Annotated in this window: 22 protein-coding genes and 1 other RNA gene; 7 read left to right on the top strand and 16 right to left on the bottom strand. The window is 61.0% G+C overall.

The genetic code is table 11. The features are described 5' to 3' along the window. The first annotated feature begins 200 nt into the window (after window positions 1-200). Window positions 201-740: a DUF2058 domain-containing protein gene (locus QOL81_RS21390; RefSeq protein WP_025160208.1), complete on the top strand. Its 540-nt coding sequence runs from the start codon at window positions 201-203 to the stop codon at window positions 738-740. A gap of 7 nt (window positions 741-747) precedes the next feature. Here the strand turns inward: QOL81_RS21390 and QOL81_RS21395 are convergent, their stop codons facing one another. The 12 genes from QOL81_RS21395 to QOL81_RS21450 form a co-directional block, all read right to left on the bottom strand. Further along, entirely contained in the window at window positions 748-1,446 is a 699-nt protein-coding gene (locus QOL81_RS21395) for an RluA family pseudouridine synthase (RefSeq protein ID WP_102985211.1), read from the bottom strand. Between the two features lie 142 nt (window positions 1,447-1,588). Further along, entirely contained in the window at window positions 1,589-2,284 is a 696-nt protein-coding gene (gene araD / locus QOL81_RS21400) for an L-ribulose-5-phosphate 4-epimerase (RefSeq protein ID WP_060422769.1), read from the bottom strand. Beyond that, window positions 2,278-3,138: an L-ribulose-5-phosphate 3-epimerase gene (locus QOL81_RS21405; RefSeq protein WP_060441293.1), complete on the bottom strand. Its 861-nt coding sequence runs from the start codon at window positions 3,136-3,138 to the stop codon at window positions 2,278-2,280. Before QOL81_RS21405 ends, araD begins: the two co-directional genes overlap by 7 nt. A 1-nt stretch (window position 3,139) precedes the next feature. Beyond that, complete coding sequence (gene ulaD, locus QOL81_RS21410; RefSeq protein ID WP_070913828.1) at window positions 3,140-3,796, bottom strand: 3-keto-L-gulonate-6-phosphate decarboxylase UlaD; 657 nt, start codon at window positions 3,794-3,796, stop codon at window positions 3,140-3,142. After that, entirely contained in the window at window positions 3,793-5,283 is a 1,491-nt protein-coding gene (locus QOL81_RS21415; RefSeq protein ID WP_060422779.1) for an FGGY-family carbohydrate kinase, read from the bottom strand. The genes ulaD and QOL81_RS21415 overlap by 4 nt, the downstream gene beginning before the upstream one ends. Then, window positions 5,283-6,578, bottom strand: a complete 1,296-nt coding sequence (locus tag QOL81_RS21420) for an MFS transporter (protein WP_060422782.1) — start codon at window positions 6,576-6,578, stop codon at window positions 5,283-5,285. Before QOL81_RS21420 ends, QOL81_RS21415 begins: the two co-directional genes overlap by 1 nt. A gap of 124 nt (window positions 6,579-6,702) precedes the next feature. Continuing rightward, window positions 6,703-7,173 (bottom strand): NanQ anomerase/TabA/YiaL family protein, encoded by a 471-nt coding sequence (locus QOL81_RS21425; RefSeq protein ID WP_060422785.1) that lies wholly within the window; start codon window positions 7,171-7,173, stop codon window positions 6,703-6,705. A gap of 13 nt (window positions 7,174-7,186) precedes the next feature. Further along, window positions 7,187-8,185, bottom strand: a complete 999-nt coding sequence (yiaK, locus tag QOL81_RS21430; RefSeq protein WP_060422789.1) for a 3-dehydro-L-gulonate 2-dehydrogenase — start codon at window positions 8,183-8,185, stop codon at window positions 7,187-7,189. A 256-nt stretch (window positions 8,186-8,441) separates the two neighbouring features. Beyond that, complete coding sequence (locus tag QOL81_RS21435) at window positions 8,442-9,308, bottom strand: SMP-30/gluconolactonase/LRE family protein (RefSeq protein ID WP_060441298.1); 867 nt, start codon at window positions 9,306-9,308, stop codon at window positions 8,442-8,444. Beyond that, entirely contained in the window at window positions 9,305-10,405 is a 1,101-nt protein-coding gene (locus QOL81_RS21440; protein ID WP_025304163.1) for an ABC transporter substrate-binding protein, read from the bottom strand. Before QOL81_RS21440 ends, QOL81_RS21435 begins: the two co-directional genes overlap by 4 nt. A 14-nt stretch (window positions 10,406-10,419) precedes the next feature. Then, window positions 10,420-11,502 (bottom strand): ABC transporter permease, encoded by a 1,083-nt coding sequence (locus tag QOL81_RS21445; protein WP_060441299.1) that lies wholly within the window; start codon window positions 11,500-11,502, stop codon window positions 10,420-10,422. Next, window positions 11,495-13,048: a sugar ABC transporter ATP-binding protein gene (locus tag QOL81_RS21450; RefSeq protein WP_049232328.1), complete on the bottom strand. Its 1,554-nt coding sequence runs from the start codon at window positions 13,046-13,048 to the stop codon at window positions 11,495-11,497. The genes QOL81_RS21445 and QOL81_RS21450 overlap by 8 nt, the downstream gene beginning before the upstream one ends. A 374-nt stretch (window positions 13,049-13,422) precedes the next feature. Here QOL81_RS21450 and QOL81_RS21455 point away from each other — a divergent pair, with 374 nt between their 5' ends. From QOL81_RS21455 to QOL81_RS21465, 3 genes are all read left to right on the top strand, one after another. Further along, window positions 13,423-14,241 carry an IclR family transcriptional regulator gene (locus tag QOL81_RS21455; protein WP_049199270.1) on the top strand — a complete coding sequence of 273 codons (819 nt, stop codon included), beginning with the start codon at window positions 13,423-13,425 and terminating at the stop codon, window positions 14,239-14,241. A gap of 124 nt (window positions 14,242-14,365) precedes the next feature. Further along, entirely contained in the window at window positions 14,366-14,983 is a 618-nt protein-coding gene (gene argO / locus QOL81_RS21460) for an arginine exporter ArgO (protein ID WP_004931603.1), read from the top strand. A gap of 121 nt (window positions 14,984-15,104) precedes the next feature. Next, entirely contained in the window at window positions 15,105-15,836 is a 732-nt protein-coding gene (locus tag QOL81_RS21465; RefSeq protein ID WP_025160209.1) for an oxidative stress defense protein, read from the top strand. A 48-nt stretch (window positions 15,837-15,884) separates the two neighbouring features. Here QOL81_RS21465 and QOL81_RS21470 read toward each other — a convergent pair whose 3' ends face one another. Next, window positions 15,885-16,778 carry a LysR family transcriptional regulator ArgP gene (locus tag QOL81_RS21470; RefSeq protein WP_004931613.1) on the bottom strand — a complete coding sequence of 298 codons (894 nt, stop codon included), beginning with the start codon at window positions 16,776-16,778 and terminating at the stop codon, window positions 15,885-15,887. Window positions 16,779-16,981: 203 nt separating this feature from the next. Here QOL81_RS21470 and rpiA point away from each other — a divergent pair, with 203 nt between their 5' ends. Continuing rightward, window positions 16,982-17,638, top strand: a complete 657-nt coding sequence (rpiA, locus tag QOL81_RS21475; protein ID WP_025304157.1) for a ribose-5-phosphate isomerase RpiA — start codon at window positions 16,982-16,984, stop codon at window positions 17,636-17,638. Between the two features lie 292 nt (window positions 17,639-17,930). Continuing rightward, window positions 17,931-19,169, top strand: coding sequence for a phosphoglycerate dehydrogenase (gene serA / locus QOL81_RS21480; RefSeq protein WP_025304156.1), 1,239 nt, complete (start codon window positions 17,931-17,933; stop codon window positions 19,167-19,169). A 48-nt stretch (window positions 19,170-19,217) separates the two neighbouring features. Here serA and QOL81_RS21485 read toward each other — a convergent pair whose 3' ends face one another. From QOL81_RS21485 to zapA, 3 genes are all read right to left on the bottom strand, one after another. Next, a complete protein-coding gene (locus QOL81_RS21485) occupies window positions 19,218-19,826 on the bottom strand; it encodes a 5-formyltetrahydrofolate cyclo-ligase (protein WP_197757667.1) in 609 nt (202 codons plus the stop codon). Between the two features lie 52 nt (window positions 19,827-19,878). Then, window positions 19,879-20,061: non-coding RNA, 6S RNA (gene ssrS / locus QOL81_RS21490), on the bottom strand. A gap of 40 nt (window positions 20,062-20,101) precedes the next feature. Then, window positions 20,102-20,431 (bottom strand): cell division protein ZapA, encoded by a 330-nt coding sequence (gene zapA, locus QOL81_RS21495; protein WP_004931621.1) that lies wholly within the window; start codon window positions 20,429-20,431, stop codon window positions 20,102-20,104. Between the two features lie 319 nt (window positions 20,432-20,750). On the opposite strand from zapA, the gene QOL81_RS21500 reads away from it, so the two are divergent. Beyond that, on the top strand, window positions 20,751-21,329 hold the full coding sequence (locus QOL81_RS21500) for a YecA/YgfB family protein (protein WP_038871164.1): 579 nt from the start codon (window positions 20,751-20,753) through the stop codon (window positions 21,327-21,329). Window positions 21,330-21,353: the final 24 nt, after the last annotated feature.

The following is a 21,353-nucleotide window of genomic DNA, read 5'->3' on the forward strand; positions in this document are numbered from 1 at the left end:
TATTTTTGCCAGAGTCCCGATGGGAGTGAAAGAGACTTAATTTCATTACTACATGAGCGGTATTCATGATCTGGCGTTCGGGCCGGTTTGCCGCCGTTGCCCTGCGGCGCAAACCGCCAACGTACCGGGTCGGCAACCTGGTGCAGCCTGAAAAATTACAGGTATAATCCCCCCATGACCCCACGGCTTCAGACACGAACATGACAAAACTCACCTTACAAGAGCAGATGCTCAAAGCGGGCTTGGTTACCAGCAAGAAAATGGCCAAAGTCCAAAGAACGGCTAAAAAATCACGCGTTCAGGCCCGTGAGGCCAGAGAGGCGGTGGAAGAGAATAAAAAGGCGCAGCTTGAGCGCGATAAGCAGCTGAGCGAGCAGCAAAAGCAGGCCGCGCTGTCCAAAGAATACAAGGCGCAGGTGAAGCAGCTGATCGAGATGAACCGCATCGTCCTGGCGAAAGGCGATATCGGTTTCAACTTCACCGACGGTAACCTGATCAAGAAAATCCTGGTGGATAAGGCGACGCAGACCCAGCTGATCAATGGCCGTCTCGCCATTGCCCGCTTGGTGGTCGAGAACCGCGAAGAGTGTGAATATGCGATTATCCCTGCGAGCGTCGCCGATAAAATCGCGCAGCGCGATGCGGCCAGCATTGTGCTGCACAGCGCGCTGAGTCAGGAAGAGCAGGATGAAGACGATCCGTACGCCGACTTCAAAGTGCCTGACGATTTGATGTGGTAAACCGCGTTCAGAACGGCGCGGCGTGACGAGCGGCGATCCGCTCTCCACTGACGGGGTGCACAAAGTCCAGCTCGCTGGCGTGCAGCATCAGCCGCGGCGTCTGTTCGGTACCCGGCAGCAGACGCCCGCCATACAGATCGCAACCTAAAATAGGGTGGCCCAACTGCCGACTGTGAATACGCAGCTGGTGGGTGCGCCCAGTCTCTGGGGTGAGCTGCACCCGCGTCAGCGGCAGCGAGATCCCGCCCTCCGCTTCACGATAAAAACGCTCGACGACCCGATAGCGGGAGCGGGCGGGTTTGCCGTGGAGGGCGCAAATTGACATCAGCGGGAACAGCGCCGGATCTTTGGCGATTGCCGCGTCTATGACCCCTTCGTTATCCGCCAGATGGCCGCAGAGCAGCGCGTTGTACACTTTGCTGACGGTGCGCTCGCTGAACTGCCGGCAGAGCGCGGCGTTGGCGGCCTTGTTGCGGGCCACCACCATCAACCCGGACGTGCCGAAATCCAGGCGGTGCACCAGGGCGCAGCCGGGGAAGATCTGTACCAGCCGATGGTGTACCGAATCGAGATTCTGCGGATTCTTGCCCGACAGGCTGAGCAGCCCGGCCGGCTTATTGATCAGCGCCAGATGATCGTCCTGATAGAGGATCTCTATTTGGTCATGGCATGGCGGGGCGATAAAGGTATCGGTGATCGTAGACATCGGGCGGCCGGCTGGAGGGTGGGTGCGGATGATAGCGAATTTCGCGTCGATGAGCGAATGCGGTTTTCGCTACACTGCGCCTCATGCCCGTTGCACCCGATGCGGCAAAGCATCGGGTGCAACGGCTGGGGCCCCGGCGGACCTACTGCCCGTAGTAGGCGTTTTGGCCGTGTTTGCGCAGATAGTGTTTGTCCAACAGCTCGCGCTGCATGCTGTGAATGCCCGGCGTCAGCTGGCGCGAGAAAATGCCCATGTAGGCAATTTCTTCCAGCACCACCGCATTATGCACCGCGTTGTGGGCGTCTTTGCCCCAGGCGAAGGGGCCGTGGGCATTGACCAGTACCGCTGGGATAGCGTTGGGATTGATATCGCGCCGGCGGAAGGTTTCGATAATCACGTTGCCGGTTTCCAGTTCGTAATCGTGCTCAATTTCATCCTGGGTCATCAGGCGAGTGCAGGGGATCGCGCCATAAAAATAGTCGGCGTGGGTGGTTCCCCAGGCGGGGATGTCCAGCCCGGCCTGCGCCCAGATGGTGGCGTGGCGCGAATGGGTGTGGACGATGCCGCCGATATCGGCAAATTCGCGGTACAGCGCCAGATGGGTGGCGGTGTCCGACGACGGTTTTTTTGCCCCCTCGACGGTGCGGCCGCTGGCCAGATCGACCACCACCATATCCTCCGCCGTCATATGCTCGTATTCAACGCCGGAAGGCTTGATCACCACCAGACCGCGTTCGCGATCCACCGCGCTGACGTTGCCCCAGGTAAAGGTCACCAGATTATGGCGCGGCAGATCGAGATTGGCCTCCAGCACCTGTTGTTTTAACTGAGTCAGCATGTCATGCCCCCTTGTTGCATTTTCTGTTCGATCCAGCGGCGGGCCTGAACGATCTCGGCCACCGGCTCCTCGGCTTTTTCTGTCCACATCTCAATCAGGAATGCGCCGCGGTAATTGAGGCGCTGCAGCGTGCGAAACACCTCGACGAAGTCGACGCAGCCTTCGCCAAACGGCACGTCACGGAATTGCCCCGGCGAAGTGGCGGTGACCGGGTAGGTGTCTTTCAGGTGAATGGCGGCGATGCGATCGATGCCCAACTCCAATTCACGCGGCACGTCGTTGCCCCAGGCGCTGAGGTTGCCGACGTCCGGATACACCGTGAACCACGGCGAGGCCAACAGGGTGTCCCAGGCTTTCCATTTCCCGATCGAGTTCATAAAGGCGGTATCCATAATTTCCACCGCCAGCATCACCTGGGCGGCGGCGGCACGGTCTACCGCCCACTGCATGCCTTCGCTAAAGCGCGCCAGCGTCCCCTCGTCCTGCTCTTCGTAATACACGTCGTAGCCGGCCAGTTGGATGGTGCGGATACCGACTTCTTGGGCCAGCTGAATGGCCTGTTCCATCACGTCGAAGGCGCGCTGTCGCAGCGCCGGATCGTGGCTGCCAAACGGAAAGCGCCGGTGGCCGGAGAGGCACATCGACGGGATGCGGATGCCGGTTTCCAGCATGGCATCCACCAGCGCCAGGCGCTGCGCTTTGCTCCAGCTCAGGCGCGCCAGGCGTTCATCGCTTTCGTCCACCGACATTTCGACGAAGTCGAAGCCGCAGGCCTTGGCCAGCGCCAGGCGTTCGGGCCAGCTCAGGTGTTTCGGCAGCGCTTTCTCGTAAATTCCCAACGGGTGCTGACGCATATCATGATCTCCAGATGTCATCGATGGCGGTGCGGAACTGCCTGGCGGCCGCCGGCGGATCGCCGGCCTCGGCCAGCGCGCGGCCGGCGATAAAGGCGGTGACGGCGATCTCTTTAAACAGCGGCAGGTCGGTGGGCGTGATGCCGCCGGTCACCGACAGCGCGATGCCCAGATCGGACAGCGCCTTCATCCGATCCAAATCCTGCCGGCCCCAGGTTTGCCCGCTGGCCTGCGCGTCGCGGCCGCGGTGATAGATCGCCTGGCGAATGCCGAGTCCGCGCCATTGCCGCGCATCCTCCAATGTCCAGCGGCCGAACAGTTCGATCTGGATTTCACCGCCGTGACGCTCGGCGACCTCCCGCGCGCTGGCCATGGTGGCCAACGGCGCGGCGCAGATCACCGTCATCCAGTTCGCGCCCTGGCCGAAGGCCTGCTCGGCCAGCGTCGCACCGGCGTCGGCTACCTTGAGATCGGCCACCAGCGTGTGCTGCGGACAGCGCTCGCGCAGCGCGCTAACCGCCTGAATGCCGGCGCTGATGCACAAAATGGTACCGGCCTCGATGATGTCCACATGGGGGCTGAGGGTCTCGGCGGTGCGCAGCGCCGTATCCAAACGGGTTTGATCGAGCGCCAGCTGCAGGCGCGGTTTCGTGCTCATGGGGCCTCCTTGTTGGCGGGCTGCAGATGTTGCAATGCAGCAATCAGCGCCTGATAACGTTGGTGTTTGTTGTCGTAAGCTTCGGCAGCGGCCGCATCCGGCAGCAGCCGCTCGATACGCGGCGCCAGCCGGTGCTGGGCGGCGGTGAAATCGTTGAAGACGCCGCTGCCGACCATGGCCGCCATCGCCGCGCCCAGACAGCCGGTTTCTTCCACCTGCGGCAGCTCAACCGGCAGGCCGCTGACGTCGGCGAACATTTGCATCCAGGGGAGGGATTTGGCGGGGCCGCCGGTCACGCGCAGCGCCTGCGCCTCAGGGAAACGCCGGCGCATGCGGTTAAGGTGCGTCATGTGGCAGAACACCACGCCTTCGTAGATCGCCTGCACCAGGTGCTCGCGCTGGTGGAAGGCCTGCAGACCGTAGAAGCTGGCGCTCAGCCCCAGGCCGGCGTTGGAGCCATACAGGAAAGGGGCGAACAGCAGATCGCCGGCGGCTTTCGGCAGGGCGGCGACCCAGCGGTTAAGCTGGTCGTAGTCCTGCAGCCCCCATTGGTGACAGAACCATTCCAGGTTGGCGGCGGAAGTGGGGCTGGCTTCGTGCACGATGTATTGGCCGTTTTCGGCGTGGCGGCCATAGACAAAGGGATGATCGAAACCCTCGACGATGGCGTCGGTGATGCCGCTGGTGACCGACCAGGTCCCCATCACCGCATTGAGTCGGGTTTCGTCCTGCAGGCCGGCGCACAGCGCGGTGGACACCACGTCGAACAACCCGCCGACCACCGGGGTGCCGGTTTGCAGGCCGGTGATGGCCGCGGCGTTTGCCTCGATGCGCCCGGCGATCTCGGCCGAACCGACAATCGTCGGCAGGGCGGGCATGATGTCGCCGATACCCAGCAGCTGCGCCAGCGCCGGGTCATAGCGTCCGCTGCGCATCTGATACAGGTTGGATTCGGAGATATTGGTTTCTTCGCAGGCCAGCTCGCCGGTCAGGCAATAGCGCAGGTAGTCGTGCGCCATCAGCACGCTGCCGATGCGGGCGTAACGTTCCGGCTGATGCCGCTTCAGCCAGCGCAGCAGCGAGACCGGGTGCCCGGTCCACAGCGTTTGGCGCGTTTGCGGATACAGCGCCTGCGGCACGCCCTGCCGTTGCCATTCCTGCACCAGCGCCAGCGCGCGCTGATCGGAAGAGAGCATGGCGTTGCCCAGCGGCTGCCCCTGCTTATCCAGCAAAAACGCCCCCTTACCCTGCGCCGAGATGCCGATGGCCTGGATGGCGCCGGCGGCGACGCCGCTGGCGGACAGCACTTCACGGATCACGTCGGCGGCGGTGCGCCACAGCGACGCCATATCGCGCTCGGCCCAGCCGGGCTGCGGCGCGACGATCGCCAGATTGCGCCGCGCAACGCCGTGTTCATGGCCCCTGCGGTCGTATAAACCCGCCTTGATGAAGGTGCCGCCGCAGTCGAGCCCCAGCCAATATTCCATCATTCGCTCCTCGCGCTGTGGTCGCATTTATTGGGCAACATCAACGCCAGCACGGAGGCGATCGCCAACGAGGCTGCCAGGCTGTAGACGCCGACATCCTTGCTGAACAGGCTGATCAGGACGCCGACCATATACGGGCCGCAAAAGCCGCCGAGGTTGCCCAGCGCATTGATCACGCCGCGCGCGCCGCCGGCCACTTCAGCGTTGAATAATTTGGGCGGGATGGTCCAGAACACCCCGGCCGCCGCCTGAATAAACACGCCGCAGCCGACCAGCGCAGCGTAAGACCACCAGACGTGATCCTTCAGCAGCACCGACAGCGCCATGCAGGCGGCAAAGCAGGCTAACGGCAGGGCGACGAAGACTTTGCGCTTGCCGGTGCGATCGGAGAGGGTGGAGATGATCAGCATGCCGAAGATGGCGCCGATATAGGGCAAGATAGCCAGCAGGCCCACTTGCTCCATATCGCCGTGGGTCAGCCCTTTCAAAATGGTCGGCAGCCACAGGGTGTAGCCGTAGATACCGGTCTGGTAGAAGAAATTCACCAGGATCAGCTGCCACATGATCCGGTCGCCCAGCACCCGGCGCAGCGAGGCGTTGCGCACCGTTTTTCCTTTGATCAGCAGCTGTTCGTCGTGCAGGGTCTTCACCAGATACTCTTTTTCCGCCTGCGAGATCCATTTGGCCTCTTGGGGCCGGTTGCTGATGGTGAAATACCACAGCGCCATCACCACCAGCGAGAGAGCGCCCTCCACCAGGAACAGCATGCGCCAGTCCCAGGCGGTGATGATCCAACCCGACAGCGGGGCGGTGAGAATGCCGGCGATCGGTACGAACATGATGACGATGGCGTTGGCGCGGCCGCGCTCCTTATCCGGGAACCAGTTGCTGATCATGGTCAGCACCACCGGCAGCATGCCGCCTTCGGAAACGCCGAGGGCGAAGCGCAGGAACAGCAGCTGGTACTGGTTGGTGACCAGGCCGGTCAGTACCGAGATCACCGCCCAGGCCAACAGTGACCAGCCGATGAATTTCTTGCCGTTGCCGTATACCGCCAGCTTGCCGCCGGGCACCTGCAGAAACAGGTAACCGATGAAGAAGATGCCGCCGGCCAGCCCGGCCATCGAGGCGGTGATGCCGAGTTCGTCATCCATGCCACCGGGCATGGCGAAGGCGATGTTGACCCGGTCCATGTAAGAAATGATGCAGGTAATGAGGATCGGCGGCACGATCCTCAGCCAGCGGAGCTTGGGTATCGCCTGGCTTTGGCTGACGGAAACGGAGGCTGTATTCATAAGGACCTCTTTCGATGTTCGCTTTTTGTAGGGTCGGGCGTTATTGTTTTGCTTGATTTGGGCGCAAGGGCGCCCGCACAGGCCTCATGGACCGGTGTTGTTATCGTTACGGGTGTTGCGTCTATCAGGCGCTAAACGACGCCAGCGGTATCTTCACCACCACCTTGCGTATCGCGCAGGGGCGTTGGTTAATGCAGGCCGGGCGATGCACGTCCTGCGGAAAAAATACCGCGAAGTTGCCGGGCCGCATCGTGAGCCAGGATTCGTCGGTCACGTCCTGATAAAACAGGATGTCGCGCTGTGCCAGCAGCTCCTGATGAATGACGTTGTCGCCGTTGTCCGCCGCTACGCCGATAAGCTCGGTACCGCTGACCAGAAACTGCACGTCGACGTTTTGCCGGTGTACTTCCGGGCGCAGCGCATCCGGCGGTTGGGTATGCAGATCCAGCACTTGCACCACGTAGCCGGTGGCGGGATCTTCATAGCGCCCTGCGGGCAAGACGCTGAAATCGGTGCGCTGCAAATAGGCGACGGCGTTGGCGACCGGCGCCGGGTACTGCTCGGGCGCGGTGTTGGCGATGTGGCCGAATATCATGATGATCCTCCCGTTACAGCGCCTGAATGCGCGCCCAAACCCGTTCGTCGACCGGAATGCCGTCGCGCAGGTTTTCTTCCAGAATGCGCGGGAACTTGTGGCCCGGCAGGCGAATGGCGACGTCGGGATTGTCCCGTTCGGCGCTGGTGACGTAATCCATGATGCGCTGCAGTTTTTGATCGCGGCTGTCGCCGTCGATCAACCGGTCTATCTCAATCGCGATGAACACCTGCGAGACGCCGTATTCATCGCGGTGATCTTCCGTCACTTCCGCCACCGAGGCACCGCCGGACAGCAGGGTGGCGATCATGTCCAGCACGATCGACAGCGCCGATCCTTTCCAGTACCCCATCGGTAGAATGCGCCGGTTCTCCTCGATGGTCGCCGGATCGCGGGTCAGGCGGCCGTCGTTGTCGAAGCCGCCGTCCACCGGCAGGGTTTTGCCCGCCAGCCGGTTCAGCTCCAGCGCGCCGTAGGAAAACATCGACATCGACATGTCCACCATGGTGATCGGGTTGCCGGGTACGGCGACGATCAGCGGGTTGGTGCCGATACGGCACGTTTTGGCGCCCCACGGCGGCATCACGGCGATCGAGTTAGTCCAGCAAATGCCGATATAGCCTTTCTCCGCCGCCTGCCAGCCGTAGCCGCCGCCGCGCATCCAGTGGTTGGCGTTGCGCAGCGCCACCAGGCCGATGCCATGATCGTCGGCTAATTGCATGGCGCGATCCATCATGCGGCGGGCGGTAAGGTTGCCGATGCCCTGGTGCGCATCCCATTGCTCGATCGCCCCCAGAGACAACAGTTTGCTGGGTTCGGCGTCCGGCACGATATCACCGGCGTCCAGCTGCTGAATAAAGCGCGGAAAGCGGTTAACGCCGTGGGAATAAACGCCGCTGGCGGTGGTGTCGGCGAACATGCCGGCGCAGTCATCGGCGGTGTGCTCCGCCACGCCGCGCGCCAGCAGCACGCGTTTGAATTGGTGTTTTAACTCGCTGTAACTCACTCTCATGCCGGATCTCCACCTGTGCGAATCGCCTGTTTTCGGTTCGCTAAATTTCAATATACGAAATTGCATTTCAAATAAATGCTATCCCGGCGATTCAGGGAAGTCAAAGCAAGGGGGAGTAAAATTATTCATGAAAAACATGACGTTAAAATTGAGTGGTGATTTTGTGATCGTCGCCACATTTTGGTGGAGATGGCGTGCTTCAGACGTGACAAAGCAGGGCGGATCGAAACCCACCCTGCGTCTTGCGAGATCCCGGCTAACCGCGGGTGTTCAGCACCATGCGGTAGAGCGAGGTGGTGGCGGTGATATAGAGTTCATCGCCGTTCGGGCCGCCGAAGGTACAATTGGAGACGCGTTCCGGCACGCTGATTTTGTCGATCTGTCGCCCCTGTGGATCAAAGACCAGCACGCCGTCGGCACAGCTGCAAAACAGATTGCCGGCTCGATCGACGCAGAAGCCGTCCGGAAAACCGGGCCCCACCGTTGCAAAACGGCGGCCGGCTTCCAGCTCGCGGCCGTTGACCGCATAGACGCGCAGCTCGCGGCGGCCCAGCGTCGGAAAATCCACGATCGACATGTCCGCGACGTACAGCCATTTTTCATCCGGTGAAAACGCCAGGCCGTTTGGGCGCTGCAGGTCGCAGGCGGCGATAGTCAGCGAACCGTCGCGTGGATCGAAGCTGTAGAGATAGCAGCCGATTACCTGGCTTTCTGATTTGTAGCCCTCTTCGTCGCCGATGATGCCGTAAGGCGGATCGGTGAACCACAGGGTGCCGTCGGAACGCACCGCCACGTCGTTCGGCGAGTTAAAGCGCTTGCCGTCGACGCGATCGATCAACAGGCGCACCTCGCCATCGCTTTCGGTGCGGCTGATGCCGCGCCGCCCGTGTTCGCAGCTGACCACGCGCCCTTCGCCGTCGCACGCATTGCCGTTGGCGTAGTGCGACGGCGAGCGGTATAGGGTCAGCTCACCCCGGCGCGACCAGCGGAACATGCGATTGCCTTTCACGTCGCTGAACACCACCGCATCCTCCTGCGGCAGCCAGACCGGCCCCTCGGCCCAGATCGCCGGCGAACACAGGCGCTCGAGCCGGGCGTGTGCGTGCAATGAATCGCCGTTCACTTCACGCCCCAGATCGCTTTGTAGTGGCCCTGGTAATCGTTTTGCGGGTCATACAGGTTATTGGCGCCGCCGTCGGCGGCGATATTGTCGCGGGTCACCAGATGCGCTGGGGTGACGTAGCCGGAAGGCGGCTGCTTGGCGAAGGCGCGGTTGAATTCGTCCAGCAGTTGCCAACCGTGCAGCTTCAAGGGTTCCGGCACCGTCGCCGACTGGCTGTCGCCCGAACGGATACGCTGATAAGCGGAGATCGAACCGTCGCCGGCCGAGACGTTGTAAGGTGCGTTCTTGCCGCCTTTGCCGGCGGTCTTCAGCGCCGGCGCCATAAAGTCGAAGTACAGATCGTTGATCGCCAGCGCATATTGGAATTTGTCGCCGTACTTCTGCAGCAGGCTGAAGGTCATCGCCGGCATGCGGTTGGCGGTATCGGCCAGCGGCGTGTCGATGAATTCCAGCAGCGTACAGCCGCTGCATTTGGCGATCTCTTCTTTCATGACGTTGGCCTTGTCCAAGGCGATTTGGTACAGCGAGTCGGTGAAGATCAACACGCTCGCTTTGCCGCCGGACTGCACCACCGCGTATTGCGCGGCGATGCGCGCTACTTCGTTGGAATCCGACGTGACGTTATAGAACACGTTGTATTTGGCGATGGGGCCCGGTTCCGGCACCGCGTGCCAGGCGGTCAGCACGATGCCCTGCTGCACGGCCTTTTTCAGCGGGATCTTGGCGACGTTAGGGTTCCAGCCGCCGATCACGATGCCGTCCGGTTTTTGGGCGATGGCCTGATTGAGCGATGCCAGCTGATCTTTCACCGAGCCGCCGCCGTCGAGCGTTTCCAGCTTCCAGCCGGCGGCTTTCGCCGCTTCGCTCAACCCCTGTTGCACCCCTTGCACGCCGCCGTTCTTCATGTCGGAGGCGATAAAAATGATCTTCTTGTTGGCCTGCAGCTGCGGGCCGCTGGTGGGGCCGTCCCACTGGGTGGCGCTGGCGGTAGCCTTCGCGACGGCGGCGGTGGCCTGATCGAGATAGGCGTCGGCCCAGGCCGGCGATGCGGCGAGCAAGAATGTGGTGAACCCCGGTAACAGCCAAATGCGTTTCATGGTGTGCTCCTGGTTTAAGGGTGGGTCGCTGTCTGATTGTTGTTGTCAGCCGGCGTCGCCTGGCTGCGTTGTACCGCTTTCTGATTGAGCAGCCGACGGCGTTGGGCATAGCCGGCCAGGGTGATCGACAGCAACAGCGTCGCGCCGTTGAACAGCGGCTCGACCCAGAATTCGCCGCCGAACTGCTGAATGCCGGCGATGCCGATAGCCAGAATGGCGATGCCGACCACGGTACCCCAGACGTTGACGCGCCCTGGGCGAATGGTGGTGCTGCCGAGGAAGGCGCCGACCAGCGCCGGCAGCAGATAGTCCATGCCGACGCTGGCCTGGCCGACGCCCTGTTCGGCGGCGATCAACACGCCGCTGAAACCGGTGAGCACGCTGGAGGTGATGAAGGCGCCGATGGTAAAGCGGTTGACCGAGATGCCGTTCAGGCGCGCCGCCGCCGGGTTGCCGCCCACCGCATACATGCAGCGGCCGAGCGGGGTGTGTTCGGTGATGAGCCACAGCACCACCGCGACGATCAGCACGTAAAACGCCACGATTGGAATGCCGGCGATCTCGGTGTGGTGCAGTGCGATAAAGGCATCCGGCAAGTCGCCGACGATCTGCCGCCCACCGGAGTGCCACAGGGCAATGGCGTACAGTACGGTGCCGGAGCCGAGAGTGGCGACGAAGCTGTCGATATCGGCCAGCGCCACCAGAATGCCGTTCAGCAGCCCGTACAGCGCCGAGATCGCCAGCACCGTCAGCACCGCCATCTGCCAGGAGAAGCCGTATTCCACCTGCAGCGTGATCGCCAGAATGTGCCACAGCACAATGCCGAAACCGACGTTAAGATCGATCTTGCCTACGATCATCGGGATGGTCGCCGCCAGCGCCAACAGGGCGATTTTGGCCTTGCTCGACAAGATAGCCTGCAGCGTCAGCATCGATGCGAAGGAGGGGGTGAGCAGTGAGAACAGCACGACCAGCGCGATGCACAGCAGCAGCAGGCCATAGCGGGTGAGGACCTGCATCAGCCACGGACCGGCGCCGTCCTGCGCCAGACTGACGCGCTGCTCCAACGCGGTTGATTTAACGGATGTTTTAGACATGGCCTACCTCGGATTCTGACGTGATTGCGACGCTTTCCCCGGTGCTGGCAGAGGCCAGCTCCAATAAATTGGCGAATGACACCTGCTGATTTTTCAGCTCGCCGACCACTTTCCCGCGGTTGAATACCAGTGCGCGGTTGCAAATATGGGCGATCTCCTCGAAATCGTTGGAGATCACCAGCACCGCCACGCCTTCCGCCAGGGATTTATTCAGCAGGTGGTAGATTTCCGCTCGCGCGCCGACGTCCACGCCGGCGGTGGGATCTTCGAGGATCAGCAGCGGCGCCCCCAGATGCATCCAGCGCGCCATCACCACCTTTTGCTGGTTGCCGCCGGACAGCGCGCTGATATCGATATTGACGTCCTTGGGGCGTACGTCGAACAGCTGCACCTTCCACCAACTGGCGCCGATCTCCGCTCGCCGCCCGTAGCGGGAGAGCAGCCGGTGGCCGCTGGCGCAGGGGTTGATAAACAGGTTTTCACGCACGCTCATCGACATCACCAGGCTTTCGCCGGTGCGATCGCCCGCCACCAGCGAAACGCCGCACGCCATCGCCTGCTGCGGGGAGCTCGCCTGATAGGGCCGATCGCGAAACCGAATCGCGCCGCCGTCGGCCTGGCGCAACCCGAACAGCAGCCTGCCAATCTCTTCTTGCCCGGCCCCGCGCAGGCCGGCCAGCGCCAGCATCTCGCCCGGCTGCAAATCGAAGCTCACCGGGCCGATGTCGCCTACCGTGACGCTATCGAGCTGCAGCACCGGCGGACGATGTTCCGGCAGCGGTTCGCGCTGATCGTCCGCCATCGCTTCGCCGACGATGGTTTGCACCAGATCGCGCAGCGAGTAGTCGGCGGTGCGGCCGCCGGCGACATAGCGCCCGTCGCGCATTACGCAGACCCGATCGGCGATTTCGATCACTTCGTCCAGACGGTGGGTGACGTAAATCATGCCGACCTTTTTGGCGCGCAGCCGGTTGATCACGGCGAACAGATGGCGCACGTCGTTGGCGGGCAGGGAGGCGGTCGGTTCATCCAGCACCAGCAGCTCGGCGTTGACCGCCACCGCGCGGGCGATCGCCAGCAGCGATTTTTCGGTGCGCGACAGTTCGAAGACGCGCGCATCGGGATCGAGCGCGATGCCGACGTCGTGCAGCGCCTGCGCCGCCCGGCGGCGAATGGCGCGCCAGTCGATCAACCCAAAGCGGCGGGGAAACCCCATCACCAGCGCCATGTTCTCCGCCACCGTCATCCATTCAATCAGGCCGAGATCCTGATGAATAAAGGCGATCGGCTGGCGGCTGGCGCTTTTTATCGCGGCGGCGGAGGCGATGCTTGCGCCCTGAAAACGAATATCGCCGCCGTCGCGCGGGTAGACGCCCGCCAGCACTTTGATCAGCGTCGATTTGCCGGCGCCGTTTTCGCCCAGCAGCGCCAGAACCTCGCCCGGCATCACCTGCAGGCTGACGTCGTTGACCGCCACGTTGCCGCCAAATCGTTTGACGATGTGGCTGAGGGTAAGGATGGGTTGTGCCGCATTATCGATAGTCATGTGATGCGCCCCTGGTGTTGCGCCCGTGCGAAGATGCCGGGCAAATCAGCTAAACCGCTGGTGAGTATCTGGCCTTTAAATTTCAACATGCGAAATACAATTTCAAAAATAATATGACGTTCGTTGCGCTAAATCAAAGGCGATGAGGTTTTAATTTTTTATATTAAACAATGAGTTATTTTTTACTTTACGGAAGTGTGACCGATGGCTCACTTCAATGAGGGGGAAATATTGCGGATTTTTGGCCCGCTGCGGACAATGAAACGGCGTTCCGTCTTCACCTGATGCAGGCCTTGGGGTAACATGCCCGGCAAAGAGCCTGCTGACTTCGCCGCAGCGCCGGTTGGCGGTTCGACACTGGAGAGATTTTCGCTATGAGCCTGAAAGCCGTCGACGAGAAAGATGACAAGAAAGACAAACCGCTGGGCAGCCAAAGCCTGTTCCGCGGTTTGCAGTTGATTGAGATCCTGAGCAATTTCCCCAACGGATGTCCGCTGGCGCATCTGTCCGAGCTGGCCGGTATGAACAAGAGCACGGTGCACCGCTTGCTTCAGGGGTTACACACCAGCGGCTATGTGACCCAGGCGCCGTCGCCAGGCAGCTACCGCCTGACCACCAAGTTCATTTCCATCGGCCAGAAGGCGCTGTCGTCACTCAATATCATTCACGTGGCCGCGCCGCATTTGGAACAGCTGAACCTGGAAGTGGGGGAGACGGTCAACTTCTCCAGCCGCGAAGACGACCACGTCATCCTGATCTACAAGCTGGAGCCGACCACCGGCATGATGCGCACCCGCGCCTATATCGGCCAGCATATGCCGCTGTACTGTTCGGCGATGGGGAAAATCTTCATGGCCTACGGCAACGACGATTACCCGGCCCACTACTGGCAGACTCACCAGCAAGAGATTCAGACGCTGACGCGCAATACCATTACCGAGCTGCCGAAGATGCATGAGGAGTTGGCCGATATTCGCCAGCGCGGCATGGCGATGGATCGCGAGGAAAACGAGCTGGGGGTCTCCTGCGTGGCGGCGCCGGTGTTCGATATTCAACAGCGCGTGCCTTATGCGGTGTCGGTTTCTCTGCCGACCGCCAAGCTGCAGCAAATCGGCGTCAAAAGCCTGATTAAACCGGTGCTGGCCACCGCGCAACGCATCTCGCAGGAGCTGGGTTTCGTCACGCCGATTTGAGTATTAGCGTCGCTGATACTGGATTAGAAATATCAATTTCACCTAATGATCGCTTCCTCGTATGATGCGCGTGTTGACCGACACGCGCCCTCGTCCGGCGCCTTTTATCATTCGAGGAATCCCCATGCTAGCCGTCTTCCTGCAGGGCTTTGCCCTGAGCGCCGCCATGATCCTGCCGCTGGGCCCGCAGAACGTATTCGTGATGAATCAGGGCATTCGCCGCCAGTATCATTTGATGATTGCTTCGCTGTGCGCATTGAGCGATATCGTGCTGATCTGCGCCGGTATTTTCGGCGGCAGCGCCTTGCTGACCCGCTCGCCGCTGCTGCTGGCGCTGGTCACCTGGGGCGGGGTGGCGTTTCTGCTGTGGTACGGGTGGGGCGCGTTCCGTTCCGCCTTCAGCCCGCAACCGGCGCAGGCCGCGGCGCAGGAGCTGGCGCAGAGCCGCTGGCGCATCGTGGTCACCATGCTGGCGGTCACCTGGCTGAACCCGCACGTTTATCTGGATACCTTTGTGGTGCTCGGCAGTTTGGGCGGACAGCTGACGGCGGACGTGCGCTCCTGGTTCGCGCTCGGGGCGGTCAGCGCGTCGGCGGTGTGGTTCTTCGGGCTGGCGCTGCTGGCCTCCTGGCTGGCGCCGTGGCTGAACACGCAGCGGGCGCAGCGCATCATCAACGCGCTGGTCGGGCTGGTGATGTGGGGCATCGCGCTGCAGCTGGCCTGGCAGGGGGCAAATTTATAAGAATTTGTCACTAATCCGAATTCAAAACGCCACGCGATATGCTACGTTTGATGCCAGGAATCCGGCGGTTCTCACAGGGAAAAGCCGGCGATCAGAGACAGCCTGTCATTAAGGAGACACTGTGAAGCTAAAAGCATTGGCTATGGCCGCAATGGTCGGATTAGGGACGTTACCGATGGCGCTGCAGGCGGCTGAAGTGCCTGAAGGGCCGCATGTCGTCACCTCCGGCACCGCCAGCGTGGACGCCACGCCGGATATCGCCACCCTGGCGATCGAAGTGAGCGTTTCCTCCAAAGACGCCGCCCAGGCGAAGAAGCAGGTGGACGAGCGCGTGGCGCAGTACTTTGATTTCCTGCAGAAAAATAACATCGAGAAGAAAGACATCAGCGCCGCCAATCTGCGCACCCAGCCGGAATATGACTACCTGAAAACCGGCGAGTCGGTGCTGAAAGGCTACCGGGCGGTGCGCCAGGTGCAGGTGACCCTGCGTCAGTTGGACAAGCTGAACGAGCTGCTGGACGGCGCGCTGAAATCCGGCCTGAACGAGATCCGCGCGGTGGAGCTGGGCGTCGCCAAACCGGACGTGTATCGCGAGCAGGCGCGGCAAAAAGCGATCGAGAACGCGACTCAGCAGGCCGAATCCCTGGCCAAAGGCTTCCACGCCAAGCTGGGGCCGGTGTACAGCATTCGCTACCGGGTTGCCAACTACCAGCCGATGCCGGTGGCGCGGATGTATAAGGCGGCCGGTGCGGCGGCGGAAAGCGACGCGGCGCAAACCTATGAGCAGCAAAGCATTCACTTCGACGATCAGGTGGATGTGGTGTTTGAGCTGCAGCGCAACGCCGCGCAGTAAGGTGTTCGTATTGAAGAAAAGGTTCGCTGCGGCGAACCTTTTTTCGTTTTAATCCTGACGCAGCACCTGGTGGCCGTGTTCCAGCAGCGCGTCGGTCACTTTGCGCATCATGCGGCTTTCCGGCGCGAAGCGGTGCCAGTACAGCATGCGGCGCTGGTACAGCCCCGGCGTCAGATCGATCAGTTCACCGGATGCCAGCTCCTTTTCGATCTGCAGGTGAGGGATCATACAGCAGGTGGTGCCCTGGCGTGCCAGCTGCACGAAGGCTTCCGACGAGTTCACGATGTGGCAGGGCACGCTGCCCGGCGACAGATCGAAGTTCTGCTGCAGGAACGCCTGGTGCATGTCGTCGAGATGATCGAAGGCCACCGCCGGCGCTTTCAGCAGCGCGGAGCGGGTGACGCCGTTCGGGAAGTAGCGCTCGGCGAAGCCGCTGGAGGCGACGAACAGGTAATCCAGCGCCCCCAGCCGATCCACCAGGCAGCTCGGCAGCGGCTGCGGCTGAATACTCACTGCGCCCACCACCTCACCGCGGCGCAGCCGCTCCTGGGTGCGGGTTTCATCTTCCACCTGCAGATTCAGGCGAATGGGGGAGTCCGCCAGCACCGGCTTCAGCGCCGGCAGCAGCCAGGTTGCCAGACTGTCGGCGTTGACCGCCAGCGACAGCAGCAGCGGCGTGTCGACGCCGGTGTCGTTGCCCAGCCACTCTTCTTCCAGCAACTCCACCTGATGCAGCAGCGCCAGCAGCTTTTGCCCTTGTTCGGTCGGGCGCGGCGGCACGGTACGAACCAGCAGCGGTTGGCCGAACAGGTTTTCCAGCTGTTTGATGCGTTGGGATACCGCCGATTGCGTGATACAGAGTTTTTGAGCGGCGCGCTCGAAGCCGCGCTCACGGATCACCGCGTCCAGCGCTTGCAGCGTACGATAGTCTGGGCGTTTCATCGGAAAGATATCCCTTAAATTAGAATGATACCGGCACTATGCCACATTTTGCGCACGGCGCAGGTGGAAAATCACGCCCCCACCTCGCCGCCAAGCGGGTAAAAATGCGGGCTGCGGTAAATAAGTGTGATCCTGCCGGCGTGAAAAACAGCGTTTTACCCTATAATACGCACACGTTTTCGTACAGAGGCAAGGGACATATTATGACGCAGGATGAACTGAAAAAAGCGGTGGGCTGGGCGGCGCTGGAATACGTGACACCGGGCACCATCGTCGGGGTCGGCACCGGCTCTACCGCCGCCCACTTTATTGACGCGCTGGGCTCCATCAAGCACCAGATCGAAGGCGCGGTGTCCAGCTCCGACGCCTCCACCGCCAAGCTGAAAAGCCTCGGCATCCACGTGTTTGACAGCAACGAAGTGGACTCGCTCGATATCTACGTGGACGGCGCGGACGAAATCAACGGCCATATGCAGATGATCAAGGGCGGCGGCGCTGCGCTGACGCGCGAGAAGATCATCGCCGCCATCGCCAAGAAATTCATCTGCATCGTCGACGCCAGCAAGCAGGTGGACGTGCTGGGCAAGTTTCCGCTGCCGGTGGAAGTGATCCCGATGGCCCGCTCTTACGTGGCGCGCGAGCTGGTGAAACTCGGCGGCCTGCCGGAGTATCGCCAGAACGTGGTGACCGACAACGGCAACGTGATCCTCGATGTGCATAACCTGAGCATCACCGACGCCATCGCGCTGGAGAACAAGATCAACGGCATCGCCGGCGTGGTGACCGTGGGGCTGTTCGCCAACCGCGGCGCGGACGTGGCGCTGGTCGGCACCCCGGAAGGCGTGAAAGTGGTCAAATAAGCCTCCGCCGCCTGTGGCCCGGTAGCGCCGGGCCGCATAATTCTTCGGTTAAAATATCTTTTCTGAAAAACGGCAAATTTGGTGACTTATGTCACATTGTGAAACCTGACTCCCCAAAGCTTCTGCCGAAAACTTTCCCTATGGCATTTTCTGCCGTAAACCGCCATCAACGCTGCGCCTTGTCCTGCCGGGCAGGCAATCGTTTGTATTGCCGCCCGCGTTATTTTTGTTATGTTGGATGGGAGCTGTGTCGTCACAGCCGCTTCTGAAGTCTGAACATAGGGTCGGGTAAATGGCAAAAGTATCATTGGAGAAAGACAGGATTAAATTCCTGTTGGTGGAAGGGGTTCATCAGAGCACGGTCGATAATTTACGTGCCGCCGGTTATACCAACATCGAATACCACAAGGGTGCGTTAGACACCGAATCGCTGAAGGCATCCATCCGCGATGCACACTTCGTCGGCATCCGATCGCGTACGCATCTGACCGAAGAGGTGTTTGCCGCCGCAGAAAAACTGGTGGCGGTGGGCTGCTTCTGCATCGGCACCAACCAGGTTGATCTGAAAGCGGCGACCAAGCGCGGTATTCCGGTCTTCAACGCCCCCTTCTCCAATACCCGATCCGTGGCCGAAATGGTGCTGGGCGAGCTGCTGTTGATGCTGCGCGGCATTCCGGCCGCCAACGCCAAGGCGCACCGCGGCGTGTGGCACAAACTGGCCGTGGGCTCCTATGAGGCGCGCGGTAAAAAGCTGGGTATCATCGGCTACGGCCATATCGGCACCCAGCTTGGCATTCTGGCCGAAGGGCTGGGCATGAAGGTGTTCTTCTACGATATCGAGAACAAGCTGCCGTTAGGTAATGCGCAGCAGGTGCGCCATCTGTCCGATCTGCTCAATATGAGCGACGTGGTGACGCTGCACGTGCCGGAAACGCTGGCCACCAAGAACATGATGGGAGCGGAAGAGCTGGCGCTGATGAAACCAGGCGCCATTCTGATCAACGCCTCGCGCGGCACCGTGGTGGATATTCCCGCGCTGTGCGATGCGCTGGCCAGCAATCACCTGGCGGGCGCGGCGATCGACGTCTTCCCGGAAGAGCCGGCAACCAACAGCGATCCGTTCAACTCGCCGCTGTGTGAGTTCGACAACGTGTTGTTGACGCCGCACATCGGCGGCTCCACTCAGGAAGCGCAGGAGAACATCGGCGACGAAGTGGCCGGCAAGCTGGCGAAATACTCCGACAACGGATCGACCCTGTCCGCCGTCAACTTCCCGGAAGTGTCGCTCCCGGCGCATGGCCCGAACGCCAGCCGCCTGCTGCACATCCACGAAAACCGTCCGGGCGTGCTGACGCAGATTAACCAGATCTTCGCCGAAGAGGGGGTTAACATCGCCGCGCAGTATCTGCAAACCGGCCCGGAAATCGGCTACGTGGTGATCGACATCGAAGCGGAAACCGCGCGCGCCGACGCCGCGCTGCAGCGCATGAAGGCCATCGACGGCACTATTCGCGCCCGTCTGCTGTTCTGATTAGGCGGCATGCCGCAACGAAAAAGGCCGGAGCGATCCGGCCTTTTGCTATTTAGGTTCGTGCCACGCCCAGCTGCAGAGCGGGGTGAGGATTTCCGGCAGCGGTATATCCCAGTGCTCGGTCGGCAGGTGTTCCACCTGCTGGCAATCATGGGCCAGCCCGATGGGATAGGGGCCGTCGCTCTGCCAGTTTTGCAGGGTGCGATCGTAAAAGCCGCCCCCCATACCCAGACGCTGCCCGGTATGATCGAATGCCACCAGCGGCGTCAGCACGACGTCCAGCTCGCCCAGCGGCAACACCTGGCGCACATCGAGGCGCGGTTCGAGAATATTGAAGCGATTGCGCACCAGCGGCGTTTCCGGCGCATAGCGCAGGAACAGCAGGTGGCCCGGGCTGAACGGGTGCAGCACCGGCAGGTAAACCCGTTTGCCGAGCGTCCACAGCTGCTCGATCAGCGGCCCGGTATCGAGTTCACCGTCAAACGACAGGAATACCGCGATGCTGTGCGCCGCCTTAATGTGCGCATGCGCGACGAGGCGCTCGGCTATTCTCTCTGCGGCAAAGCGTTGCTGGCCCGGCGTAAGCTCGCGCCGACGTTGGCGAATCAGTTGACGAATGGCTTGGCGCTGCTGCGCGAATTGGGGTTGAAAAGGCATCGTATCAGGCTTGCTCAGTGTGGCGTTCGGCACACATAAACCGCTGAAAAGGGGAATCTCCGAGATGCCGTCGCAGGCTGTAACCCTTGAACCCATGGTTCAAGGTGAACGTGCCGTCGCAATCTTAAGGCTTCTCGGCGCACCGAGCGTGCTCACCGATCGCGGAGCAACACATTCTGTTTGTACTAAATATCGGCTCAGGGGACTGGCCCGCTGGCGAACATCTCAGAGAAATTTTGTACTCGTTGCCGAAACTGTGATTTCAACAACTTAAGTTATTCGAATTGTGCATCCTGACGTTCAGAGATGCGACCTTGTTCAAGCAGCGCTTGTTCAATGGTCTGCTGCAGCATCCGTATGCGTTGTTCCATATTGGACGCATAGTCACGGGTTTTCAACCGTTCTTGAGCAAGTTCGTGACAGACGTTCAATGCCGCGATGAAAACCAGTTGCTCAGTATTGGAGACTCTAGTGCGAACTTTAAGATCTTGCAACCGTTGGTTAAGATCGTCCGCCGCCATATTCAACGCATCTTGTTGTTCTGGCGGGCAATTGACTCTTAACGAGCGGCCAAAAATTTGAATATCTACCGGTTGTGCAGACATGCCACCTTCCTGCCTAAATTTCGCGCCAGCCTTGTCCGCCCTGGCCGGGCCGTCAAAGCGGGCGCCACTATATATACCTCGGTACCAAGATACAACCCCTTTTTCAGTACCTGGTTGTAATCTACTGTGGCGCACATTGCCAGTCAAAAAAGGGTTTCAAAATGCGTATTTACCGCACTTTCGCCACCCGACGGCGCAGTGTGAAACCTGCCACATCGCGATTATAACTAGCCACTGAGGTGTCGCGCTTATCTGGTATAGCGACGGACCTTGGTGGTAGCATAACACGAACTTATCCTGCCAACGATGACGAATGCGCATGTCTATACAGAATACATTTCCAAGTTACCAATCTTTGACCGTGGCCCTCAACCAGCAGTCGGTGGCGCTGACCGCGGCAGAAATGCATGGCCTGATCAGCGGCCTGTTGTGCGGCGGCAGCCGTGATGCCGGCTGGCAGGCGCTGGTGCACGATCTGACCAACGAAGGCGTCGCCTTCCCGCAGGCGCTCAGCCAACCGCTGCAACAGCTGTATGAAGTGACGCGCGAAACGCTCGAAGACGACGAATTCCTGTTCCAACTGATGCTGCCGGAAGGGGAGATCGTCAGCGTGTTCGATCGCGCCGACGCGCTGGCCGGTTGGGTCAACCACTTCCTGCTCGGCCTGGGGATGATGCAGCCGAAGCTGGCCCAGGTGAAAGACGAAGTTGGGGAAGCGATCGACGATCTGCGCAACATCGCGCAGCTGGGCTACGACGAAGACGAAGATCAGGAAGAATTGGAACAGTCGCTGGAAGAAGTGGCGGAGTATGTGCGGGTTGCCGCCATCATGTGCCACGGAGAATTCACCCGTCACAAACCAACGGCGCCGGAAAACATCAAACCGACGTTGCACTAAGCGTCTTATCGCCCCTCCGCCGGC

The organism is Serratia sp. CC22-02 (genome assembly GCF_900182895.1).
In the GTDB taxonomy this organism is placed as follows: domain Bacteria; phylum Pseudomonadota; class Gammaproteobacteria; order Enterobacterales; family Enterobacteriaceae; genus Serratia; species Serratia nevei.